The sequence below is a fragment of the Akkermansia sp. N21169 genome, assembly GCF_029854675.1.
In the GTDB taxonomy this organism is placed as follows: Bacteria; Verrucomicrobiota; Verrucomicrobiia; order Verrucomicrobiales; family Akkermansiaceae; genus Akkermansia.
On sequence record NZ_JARWNC010000038.1, the window covers coordinates 199998 to 211407 of the forward strand.

General features: G+C 50.6%; 8 protein-coding genes. 7 read left to right on the forward strand and 1 reads right to left on the reverse strand.

Going from position 1 to position 11410, the window contains the following annotated elements:
- Nucleotides 1-186: 186 nt before the first annotated feature.
- On the forward strand, nucleotides 187-3348 hold the full coding sequence (locus tag QET40_RS07395) for an autotransporter outer membrane beta-barrel domain-containing protein (protein WP_280126529.1): 3162 nt from the start codon (nucleotides 187-189) through the stop codon (nucleotides 3346-3348).
- Between the two features lie 143 nt (nucleotides 3349-3491).
- Complete coding sequence (locus tag QET40_RS07400) at nucleotides 3492-4028, forward strand: epoxyqueuosine reductase QueH (RefSeq protein WP_280126530.1); 537 nt, start codon at nucleotides 3492-3494, stop codon at nucleotides 4026-4028.
- An 81-nt stretch (nucleotides 4029-4109) separates the two neighbouring features.
- Here the strand turns inward: QET40_RS07400 and QET40_RS07405 are convergent, their stop codons facing one another.
- Nucleotides 4110-5087: a carboxymuconolactone decarboxylase family protein gene (locus QET40_RS07405; RefSeq protein ID WP_280126531.1), complete on the reverse strand. Its 978-nt coding sequence runs from the start codon at nucleotides 5085-5087 to the stop codon at nucleotides 4110-4112.
- 270 nt (nucleotides 5088-5357) lie between these two features.
- Here QET40_RS07405 and QET40_RS07410 point away from each other — a divergent pair, with 270 nt between their 5' ends.
- The 5 genes from QET40_RS07410 to QET40_RS07430 all read left to right on the forward strand — a co-directional run bounded on the left by QET40_RS07410 (nucleotide 5358) and on the right by QET40_RS07430 (nucleotide 11385).
- Nucleotides 5358-6272 (forward strand): LysR family transcriptional regulator, encoded by a 915-nt coding sequence (locus QET40_RS07410; protein ID WP_280126532.1) that lies wholly within the window; start codon nucleotides 5358-5360, stop codon nucleotides 6270-6272.
- 125 nt (nucleotides 6273-6397) lie between these two features.
- Nucleotides 6398-7792, forward strand: coding sequence for an efflux RND transporter periplasmic adaptor subunit (locus QET40_RS07415; RefSeq protein ID WP_280126533.1), 1395 nt, complete (start codon nucleotides 6398-6400; stop codon nucleotides 7790-7792).
- Between the two features lie 103 nt (nucleotides 7793-7895).
- Nucleotides 7896-8600, forward strand: coding sequence for an ABC transporter ATP-binding protein (locus tag QET40_RS07420; protein ID WP_280126534.1), 705 nt, complete (start codon nucleotides 7896-7898; stop codon nucleotides 8598-8600).
- A complete protein-coding gene (locus QET40_RS07425) occupies nucleotides 8597-9970 on the forward strand; it encodes an ABC transporter permease (RefSeq protein WP_280126535.1) in 1374 nt (457 codons plus the stop codon). Before QET40_RS07420 ends, QET40_RS07425 begins: the two co-directional genes overlap by 4 nt.
- Before the next feature lie 47 nt (nucleotides 9971-10017).
- The gene (locus tag QET40_RS07430) at nucleotides 10018-11385 is read left to right on the forward strand and encodes a TolC family protein (protein ID WP_280126536.1); all 1368 of its coding nucleotides are present in this window, start codon (nucleotides 10018-10020) and stop codon (nucleotides 11383-11385) included.
- The last annotated feature ends 25 nt before the right edge of the window (nucleotides 11386-11410 follow it).

Consider the following 11410-nt stretch of genomic DNA (forward strand, 5'->3'; position numbering starts at 1 on the left):
TTCGTTTGCTTTGATAAGTATTATTTATATTTATTCAGACAATTTTTCACGAGTGGTTTCATATATCGAAAAAATCTTTGATTTATTATGTGAAAATTTGGTGATTTGGAATGTATGTTTTTAGTCTTGTGCGACGAAAATAAATCTGTTTCGTTCTGCCTGGAATTAATATCCATTACAAAAATCATGAGACCCATTCTTCCCCTTCAATTGCGACGCTGCCTGCTGGCGAGCTTCTTCCTGTCTTTTTCTTCCTCGGGTGCGGACTATACCATAGACGCTTCTCAAGCTTCCAACCCTGGACGGAATGTCTACCAAACACTGGCGGAATTGGTTTCCTCCGGAACCTTGTCCGCAGGAGACACAGTCATTCTGAATAATGACGACTTTTCTCTTGTGTCCGGTTTGTCTGTTCCCGTCAATTTCCGTTCGAATGATCCGGAGACGCCGCGCAAGGTAGATCTGACCGGATTGGGGAATACTCCTTTGTTTAAACTATCCCGGGGTGACTATATGATCGATATGAAATCCGTTGTCTTGACCAATGCTTCGGGCAGAGTAATTTATTGTTTAGATCAATCCTCCAGTTCCGGGACTGTTTCTCTGAAAGTTTCCGACGATGTCGCATTCAAGAATAATCACAGTTCTGGCGTGAATGAGTATGGAGGAGCGATTTCCTTGTATTCATACGTAGCTTCCAAATTGGCCGTAGGTGATAATACCACGTTCGAATCGAATTACGCTACCGGTAGCGGTGGTGCCATTAGTGTTCATTCATACGGGAGTAAGGAAGCTGTGCTGACTATGGGCAACAACGCCGTTTTTACTGGTAACTATGCCGGTAGCGGTAAAGACGGAGGAGCAATTCATGTATACGGCGCTGGCGGTTCCACCGTGAGTCTCGGGGATAATATGAAATTCGTTGGTAATTATGTCCCCAATGGTTATGGTGGATCAGGCGGTGCTATTTATGTCGTTATGCCTGACAGTACAAAATACGGTGAGAACAGTCTTTCTTTGGGTTCCAACGCTGTGTTTACCGGGAATTATGTCAATGGTCGTTACAGTTATGGGGGGGCTATTGCAATGCATTCTGCTTCTCGATCGGAAATCTCAACATTGGTCCTGGGAACCGGAGCCGTCTTTACCGGGAATTACATTTTTTCTACAGCTGGAGCCGGTTATGACAGCTACGGCTATGGGGGGGCGATTTATGCAGCGTCAGGAAGATTTGTGAATCTCATTGTTCAGGACGGAGCCGTCTTTACCGGCAATTATGCCTGGTCAAGAGGCGGAGCTATTTATCTGCAAAGCAGCAAGGAGGGGAGTACCAGTCAGTTGCTGGCACTGAGCCGGGATGTCATTTTCAGCGGTAACAAGATTGGAGGTACGTTTACCCAACACTCGGATGGTACCTTTTCCGTCGAAAACGGTATTGCCAATGCGATTCATATAAGAGGCCAACAAGACGTGCAACTTGCCGCTTCTGAAGGAAGGCAGGTTCGGTTCAATGATCCTCTCGTCACTTCTGCTGCCAGTGCGGGGTCTTATCCCAATTATACAGAGCTTGAAAATATCACCCTTTCCATTAATCAATACTCAGACACCAGCGGCTCCGTTTACCAAACAGACGGTACGGTTATTTTCAGCGGGGAACTCTATCAAGGGGACTCTTCCCATCTGGTCGCGAGCCGTTATAGTGATTTCAAGGGACAAACAACTCTCTACGGGGGGACCCTCATTTTAGAACATAACGTGGTTTTCGGTAATTCCGAGTTGCGGGACGACACATCCATGGTCCTTAAAAACGGAACCTTGGAAATCACCGGTGGCAGTACGATCAATGCTGCTTCTTTCACCGTCTCCCATGCGGACATTGTTTTGCGTCCGGGAACCAGCGCTTTCATCAATGCTAAAAACGTGGATATGTCTCAAGGCTTTGTTTTCGACATGCAGAGGCAGTTCCAAAGCTCCGCTTCCCTGGAGTTGTCTCACGGAATGTCCATCTCGGCCTCAAATTCCTTCCTGGTGGGTGGTAACATCGGCATTTTGGATAACTACGTATCCTCCGATTACTTTTATGCGGACAACTCTTGGGCGCAAGAGCGTGTCTTCGTTGTGCTGACGGATTCGGACAAGACTCATGACGGTGATTTTTCCGGTACTTATTCCATGGCTACTGGTTCCGAGTATGTGGAGAGTCCCTATACTTATACGGGAGTTTGGAGTTATCAATGGCTGGATGCGGACGGGGACGGTTTCCCGGAACAGCTTCAGCTTGTCTGGACGCCCGACCGCGTAGATCCTCCCGATCCGGTGGACCCTCCCGATCCGGTAGATCCGGAGGAGCCTGTAGATCCAACTCCTCCCGTTCCTCCAACACCTGGCATTCGGGACATTTTGCCCGAATTGGCGGGAGGACTCGCAATGAACTCCATGTGGTCTTCCGCCTCCAACGTCCTCGGTATGTCGGGAGCTGCTCTTGAGGGCCTGGATACGCTGAGATTCACTACGGGGCCGGAAAACAACTATTGGATCAAGGGGCTGGGAGATTTTCTTTACCATGCCTCCGAAGGTGTCCGGGACGGATTCGACTACAACGGCGGAGGATATGCCGTGGGGGCGGATCGCAGAGTAGCGAAGAATACGATTCTTGGCCTGGGGTTCGGCGATCTCTATGGTAGAATGTACAGCCGCAGCTTTGTGGGTGACATCGGTCAGCAAACCGAAATCGCCATGCTTTATGGAGGATGGAACAAAAACCTCGACAGGAACAATACTCTCATCGTGACGGGTTCCGTAGGCTATGGCTGGACGGACAACAGAATGAATTCTTTCCATACCGGCGGATGGTCTCACGGAAAATGGACTAACCGTACTTTGGGCGCTACCCTCAATGGGAAATGGAGCCGTCGGGTGAGTGAAGCTGTGTCGATGGATTTCATACTCGGACTGGAATACACGGACGTGACGCAGGAGTCTTTTACGGAAACGGGGTGGGATGCTCGCCGTTTTGAAAAAGGACATTTGAAGAATTTGTCCATGCCTGTAGGAGTGGGTATGACCTGTCGTAGCGAGCTGATGGGAAGGGAGTGGCTTAACAGCGTGGTGGTGAGTTACCTGCCCGATGTGTACCGGGAAAATCCGAGTGCATCTGCGGAACGTCTGCTCAACGGCTATCACTGGGAAGCAAAAGGTGCGACTCCCTCCCGAAACGCCGTGAGGGTGAATGTGTCCAGTGCTCTCCAGTTGAATGATCGCTGGAGGGTGTACGCAGGTTATGAGTTTGAAGGAAGGAACAAGGCCGTGGCACACCGGTTTAACGCAGGGGTGAGTTTCTCCTATTGACGAGAGATTGAAAAGCTTCCCTTTTCCTCTTTTGTAGAGGGGAAGGGAAGCTTTACGTATTTGTTTTCCGGTTATGTCCCATGATCCTATATGTCTTTTTGTATGGCATTGGGCATTGTTGTTCTCTATAAGAGAGGTCAGGTATGAGTGTTCTTCTTCATATTTGCTGCGCCCCCTGTTCCATTTCCTGTATTGAGTTGCTGAGAGGGGAGGGAATCGAACCGACTGGATTCTGGTTTAATCCGAATATTCACCCTTATAAGGAATACCAGGCCAGGAAGGATACTCTGGTAGAATATGCGGGGGAGATCGGGTTGGAACTGATTACAAGGGATGAGTACGGACTGAGACCGTTTATCCGGGCAATTTATCCATCGCTGGAGAATCGTTGCGGAACGTGTTACCGGATGCGTTTTGAAGCAACGGCTCGTTTTGCCGCCGAAAACGGTTTCGACGGGTTTTCTTCGACTTTGTTCGTAAGTCCGTACCAGAATCATGAATTGCTGCGTGAAACGGCCGAAAAGGCTGCGGAACAATTCGGTGTCCATTTTGTCTACCGTGATTTTCGTCCCGGTTTCAGGGAAGGACAGCAAAAGGCCAGAGCCCTTCAATTATATATGCAAAAATATTGCGGATGCGTGTTTAGTGAGGAGGAACGTTACCTGCAACGGAAGAAGTAACGTTCCCTATTGTCTATCATGCTCCGGATTTTGTCCGTCCCTTGGTCAATTAACCGGCGTTGCCGGCTTCTATGGATTGATTTATTTTTCCGATGTCGCTGCTTTGTAGTCGGCATCGGAGACCGGTTCCCGCCAGGTGTTCTTGTTCGTTTGCGGATTGCATTCGATGGCGAGGTGGGAAAACCATCTATCCGGTGCGGCTCCATGCCAATGTTCTACATTCGGCGGGATTTCCACCACGTCTCCTGCCTGTAGCTTGCGGGCTGATTTTCCGCGTTCCTGATAGTAACCGATTCCTCCGACGGCAATCAGCATTTGTCCTCCGGTATGGCTGTGCCAGTTATTGCGGCAACCCGGTTCAAAGGTAACGTTGGCGACAGGAACTCCGAGTCTCTTGTCCTGCGTCAAGGGAGCCAGCCATGACTTTCCGGAGAAATACTGAGAGTATCCCGTATTTTCTCTTCCTGTTGGAAACGGGCTGATTGAGGGAATCCCGTTATGGTCTGTTCTGGCGATGGCGACGATTGCCTTTGTCTGTTCATCGTTAAGGCCGTTGTGCTTGCCAATGGCAATGTGGCCGTTCAACTGGCTGTCCACACCGTCCATTGCGGCGAGCATGGCAATTGTGGCCACCTCACGGGTTTGCCAGTCCAGATTATCACGTCCGAAAATGTCTCCGAAGAGATGGGCTTTCAGGAACTCGTCAATAGACGGTGCAAATTCGTAGATAGCGCCTTGAACGGGTACTCCTATAAGTTTCGTCTGGTTTTCCGTCCCGAATTCAATGCTTTTCCCTGCGGGGAGAGGTCCGGGCAATTTTCCCTGCCGATCTTTGTTTCCGCGTTCCTCAAGGAGGTTTTTGAATGTGTTCAAGGCATTGAGACTACGTGGAAATCCGCAGTAGGCGTAGACTTGTACGAGGACTTCCTTCAACTCGTTGACCGTGACTCCGGCATTCAGACCGGAAGTAAGAGCTTCCTTGAGTCCGTCTTGGTTGCCTTTGGCTGCCATGGAAGCGGCGGCGGCTATTTTCTGCTGTCTGATCGTTAGCGAATTCATGTTGGTGTCATTTCCATAAGTTACAGTACAAATTACGGCGAGAAGTGCGCCCAAAAAGAGTGATTGCATAGTTTTTCTCCTTTGTCTCCGGTGTTTGTTTCCCAACTGCTCCGACAAGCGTTATTTGGCCTCATGATCCGTGATACGAGTCCGTATTTCCTTTTTAGCATGCTTTTACATCATAGCAAATACTTCTTTAGTATGGACTATTATACTTGTTAGGCATAGTGTATTATCTTATGGTAAAAAGATAATAAGAAGGAATAATTAATGGAAATCAGAGTATTACGTTATTTTTTGGCAGTAGTGAGGGAGGGGAGCATTACGAGGGCGGCAGAATCTCTGCATGTTACCCAGCCTACGCTTTCCAGGCAGTTGAAAGACCTGGAAGACGAGTTGGGTCAGAAACTTTTTATCCGGAATTATCACCATATCACCTTGACGGAGGAAGGAAGGTTGTTCAGACAGCGAGCTCAGGAGATCATGGAGATGGTCTGCAAGACCGAATCTGAATTTGCAGCCATGGGAAATACCGTTGGCGGGGACATTTATATCGGGGGGGGAGAATCTGTTGCGATGAGGTTGATTGCCCGAGTGATGAGAGAAGTACAGACCGCCTATCCGGATATCCGATTTCACCTTTACAGCGGAATTGCAGATGACATTATGGAACGCCTTGACAAAGGTATGTTGGATTTCGGTCTTCTGATTCAGCCGGCCAATACCGCTAAATACGATTGCATCGACTTGCCGGCAAAAGATACATGGGGAGTTATTATGAGGAAGGACTCTCCCCTGGCTACGAAAAAGACTATTGATCCCCAGGACTTGCTGGGACTTCCCCTGATTTTCTCTTCCAGACAAATAGTCCGGAACCAATCCGGGATGATTGGATATCCCGAATGGTTTGGCGGGAATTTCGACAAATTGAACGTGGTGTCTACTTACAACCTCATTTATAATGCGGCTCTCATGGTGGAGGAGGGGCTCGGTTATGTCATTGGCCTTGACCATTTGATTCATGTAACAGGGAACGGAAATCTTTGTTTTAGGCCATTGCAACCCAAATTGGAATCGGGAGTGAGCATTGTGTGGAAGAAATTCCAGGTGTTTTCGAACGCTGCTGAGATTTTCCTCAAAGCGCTTCGGCACCAATTTACCCAGCAGCAAGACTCCGGAGAATGAATTGGAACGGGTTGATGATTCCTCTTCTCGGAACGTGTCGGAAGCAGATCCCCAAAAATCAAACTTGAGAAAAATTATTGAAACTTTTCCTGCAAGGTGGAGTATAATTCTCCGTGAACGGTTTTTTGAAAATTGGTATTGTAGTAGGTGTAGCGGCTGTCGGGTGGTGGGGCTGGTCAATGTGGAAGGCGGAAGATGGCATTCAGATTCAATTCAAAACATCTCCTTTGGAAAAATCGGACTTTCGGTTGACTATTGATTCAACGGGAACGGTGGAACCTACGGAGCTTGTGGAAGTGAGTGCCCAGGTGACCGGGATTATTCTAGAACTTGGCAAGGATGTGAATGGCAAGACGGTCGATTATGCCAGTGAGGTCAAGCAGGGCCAGCTTCTGGCAAGGATCGACGACGTTGTAGTGAAGAACGACATCAAGAGAGCTGAAGCCAACATTGCTCAGTCCAAGGCTAATATTGCCCAGTGCGAGGCCAATATCCTGCAAGCCGAAGCCCAGCATCGCCAGGCGAAGCGTGATCGTGCCCGTGCGGAGAAGCTGGGGCCGGGCGATGCATTGTCCCAGTCCAGTTACGATCAGTATATATCTGCGGAAGAAGTGGCGAATGCCGCCGTGGCGTCTTCCAAAGCTTCTTTGGAGCAGGCTAAGGCTTCTTTGCTGGCCGCGGAAGCCGCCTTGGTGATTGAGAAGCGCAATCAGGAATATACGACGATTACTTCCCCCGTGGACGGTACGGTCATTACTCGTCTTTATAACGTCGGTTCGACAGTGGTGTCCAATATGAGTGCGACGACCATGTTCTATGTGGCCAAGGATTTGAGTGAAATCCAGGTCTGGGCTGCCGTGAACGAAGCTGACATTGCCAATATCCACCCCGGTCAGAAGGTTCTCTTTTCCGTTGATGCTTACCCTGGGCGTTCCTTTAGCGGAACGGTCAACAAGATCCGTCCGAATGCGACGATGACATCCAATGTTGTGACCTATATTGTGGAGGTCGATGCCAAGAACCCCAACAAGATTCTGCGTCCCTACATGACGGCCGATGTCAATTTCATCGTGCAGGATTTGAAGGATGTATTCGTTGTGCCGAATGCGGCGTTGAGATTTTCTCCGACGAAGGAAATGATCGATCCTGCAATCAAGGACGAATTCAAGAAGAAGAGCGAAGAAATTTATGCCAAGATCCAGGAAGATGTCGCGCAGGCGGACGGCAGTGGCAAAGAACCGGAGAAGGAGCTTTCCCTGATCTGGGAAAAGAAAGGAAATTATGTAGCTCCCATCTGGGTGATGGCTGGTGAAACCAATGGAATGGTAACTCCGGTTGAGTCCAAGCAGTTGAAAGAAGATATGGAGATTGTTCTCTCGGCTACGGGTCAAGACGGTTCCGCCGCCGTGGAAAGCGATGAGTCGGCGACGACGAATCCCTTCGTGCCCAAGATGCCTCCCAGACGTAAGAATCAAAACAAGAAGAGCAGTTCCAACAGTGGGCCTCCTCCTCGTCCCTGATCCATTCGGGAAGGCCGGCCCTTTCCCGGAGTTCCTCCGGTACGGAAGAACTCCGGGAGCGAAAGGGAAGCTGTTGTTTCATCCAAAAAAGTTTTATTCTGTTGTGATTACATTGCGAGACATAACCAAGGTTTACCGTCTGGGCGAGATTGATCTGGAGGTACTTAAGGGGATTTCCCTGAGTATCGGCGAAGGTGAGTTCGTCTCCCTGACCGGGGCATCCGGTTCCGGTAAATCTACCTTGATGAATATCCTGGGCTGTCTGGATCGTCCGACAGCCGGACAATACATTATCGCCGGTCAGGATGTGGCCGAGGCGAATGCCGACCAACGCGCCCTGTTGCGCAACAAGAGGATCGGATTCGTATTCCAGAACTTCAATTTGCTTTCCAGAACGTCCGCTTTGGAAAATGTGATGATGCCGGCTGCCTACTGTCATCCCCCCAGGTCGATGAAGGAAATTCGTTCCCGTGCTGAGGAATTGCTTCATATCGTCGGACTTGACGATCGCATGGATCATTCTCCCGCCCAATTGTCCGGTGGTCAGCAACAACGTGTGGCTATTGCCCGTTCCCTGATTAACAATCCCAGTATTCTTCTGGCAGACGAACCGACGGGTAATCTGGATTCTTCGACTTCCCGCGAAGTTCTGCACATGTTCAGGGATTTGAATCGAGAACAGGGGATTACCGTCATTTTGGTGACGCACGATCCGAAGATTGCCTCTTTTACCGACCGAGCTATCCACATGGTGGACGGGCGTATCAGCGAAGGGGTATCCTCCATGATTAATGAGGACAAGTTATGAAATTCATTCCCCTTCTCAAAACCTGTATCCGAGCTCTCGTCCGCAATCCGATGCGGGCGTCCTTGACGATCCTCGGTATTATTATCGGTATTGCAGCCGTGATTGCGATGATGGAAATCGGACGGGGGTCGACCGAGCAAATCAAGAGCCAGATTGCTTCCATGGGGGCGAATACGCTCAATATCTTTCCCGGTTCCGTTACACGCGGCGGCGTTCGTTCCGGTGCCGGTGGGAGAGCGTCCCTGACTCCCGGAGATTGCGAGGCCATTGCCCGTGAATGCGAAACCGTTGTCCGGGCTACGCCCGTCGTGAGAACGAGCGGGCAGATTGTGTACGGCAATACAAACTGGAGCGCCGGTTCTATTGAAGGCGGTACGGTAGATTACCTCCGTATCCGCGATCTTGAAGATCTTGAATCGGGGAATCCCTATTCAGAGGCGGACGTAACAAGCGCCAGGCGGGTTTGCCTGCTGGGGCAGACGATTGTTCGGGAATTGTTCGGAACTGAAAATCCCATAGGAAAAGATGTCCGCATCAAGAACGTATCATTCAAGGTGATCGGTGTCCTGAAAAAGAAGGGAGCCAATATGATGGGGCGCGATCAGGACGATATCATCGTCATGCCGTGGACGAGTATTTCCTCCCGTCTTCAAGGGCTGGGCGGATATGCTTCCGCTTCCTCCTCCTCCTCGGCGACGAGTACGACGGTCAAGAATGCCCGTTCGCTTTCCTTCCCGACGACATCTGTCAATTACTATGCAACGACGGAGAAGGAACCCTACTCGGATGCTCCTCATCCCCGTCGTTTCAAGACTATTGAAAACATCATGGTGGAAATCTCCAATCCGGCCGAATCCCAAAAGTGCATTGAGGAGATTTCCCTGGTGCTGCGGGCGCGCCACCGTCTGCAGGAAGGCGACGATGACGATTTCCGCGTCTGGGATATGGCGGAAGTATCCCGCGTGATGAGTTCCACTTCCGAGGTGATGACCAATCTTCTCCTTGTTGTGGCTATGATCTCCTTGGTCGTCGGCGGCGTCGGCATTATGAACATCATGATGGTATCCGTAACGGAACGTACCCGTGAAATCGGTCTGCGCATGGCTGTGGGAGCCCGTCCTCGCGACATCATGCGTCAATTCCTGCTGGAAGCCGTGCTTCTTTGCCTGATCGGCGGTGCCATTGGTATTGTCTTTGGACGTACTGTGTCTCTGATTGTCAGCCATGTGCTCAAGTGGCCAACGGCAACAGCCCCGGAAGCTATGGTTCTGGCAGTGGCCGTTTCGGCGGCTATCGGTTGTATTTTTGGTTGGTATCCGGCGTGGAAGGCTTCCAAGATGGATCCTATCGACGCATTGCGCCATGAGTAAACGTAATAGTCAGTTTTTTGTCCTCTGTACCCATATCTTTTTATTCCATGAGAATTGCTTCTTACATTTGCCTGTCCTCCTGCTTGCTGACCTCCTGTATGGTGGGTCCTGATTTTACAAAACCCGAGAGCAGTTTGCCTGCTTCCTGGGCGACGGCGCTTCCTCCGAAATCGAATTTGAAAGATCTGACTGCCTGGTGGACGATTTTTGGAGATCCTCAATTGAACCGTCTTGTGGCGCAAGCCGAGTCGAACAATCCCGACATGAAAATGGCCCTGATGCGCGTTCAGGAAGCCCGTTCATCAGCCAGGATAGCGGGAGCCTCCCTGTTGCCTTCATCCAGTGCCGGCTTCGGTGCAGGCCGGGGAACATCCGACGGCTGGGGAAGGTCTTCTTCCTCATCATTCTCTCTGAATGCGGATGTGTCCTGGGAATTGGACGTATTTGGCGGCAATCGCCGTACGGTGGAAGCGGCAATGGCATCCCTGCTTTCCACGGAGGCTAATGCTTTGTCCGTGAAAACGGCGCTTATGGCAGAGGTTGCGACGACGTATTTTTCATGGATTGCATCGGTGGAGGAATTGCGCGTTGCCAGGGAACAACTTGAACTTCAGAAAAAGACGCTGGATATCGTCACGAGACGCAAAAATGCGGAACTGGCATCTTCCCTCGACCTGGAACAGGCCAGATCCCAGGTTGCCAGTACGGAGGGCAATATTCCGGTGATGGAGGCCAACATGAAGGAGATGGAAAATACACTGAGCGTGCTCCTCGGTTCCTATTTGAAGCAAGGACGCTTGACTACTCCTTCTCTGGAATTGACGGGTAAATTGCCGACGGTACCGATTGGCCTGCCTTCGGAGTTGCTGAGGAGGCGTCCCGACATCATCGGCGCTGAAGCGGATCTCCACGCCGCCGTAGCCAATGTCGGTGTTGCCGTTTCCGATTTGTATCCGCGTTTCAGTTTGACGGGATCTGCCTCGTCGGGAGCCCGGTCGTTTGACGATGTGTTTCGCAGTCATTCCGCCAATTGGTCTCTCGGCAGCAATGTGAGCCAGCCCTTGTTCCGCGGCGGGGAGCTGAGGGAACGAGTCAAGATGCAGAAGGTGGCGGCCGAACGGGCTGGAGAGGCGTATCGCAAAGTCCTCATTACGGCTGTGAGCGAGGTGGAAAGCGCCTTGATTGATTATGCTTCCAGCAAGGAACGGCTCTCTTACCTGATTGAGCAGAATGAATCCAACAAGAAAGCTGCCAAGTATTCACTGGATCTGTACACGGCCGGGCAGACGGATTTCCTGAATGTGGTGACGGCGCAAAGTTCGTGGCTGCAGTCGGAAGTTTCTATTGTTTCCATGCGCCAGAATATCCGTAAATCCGTTGTCAAGCTAGCCCTTGCCCTTGGCGGCGGCTGGTAAACATGAGAGAAAGCACAGTGCTTGT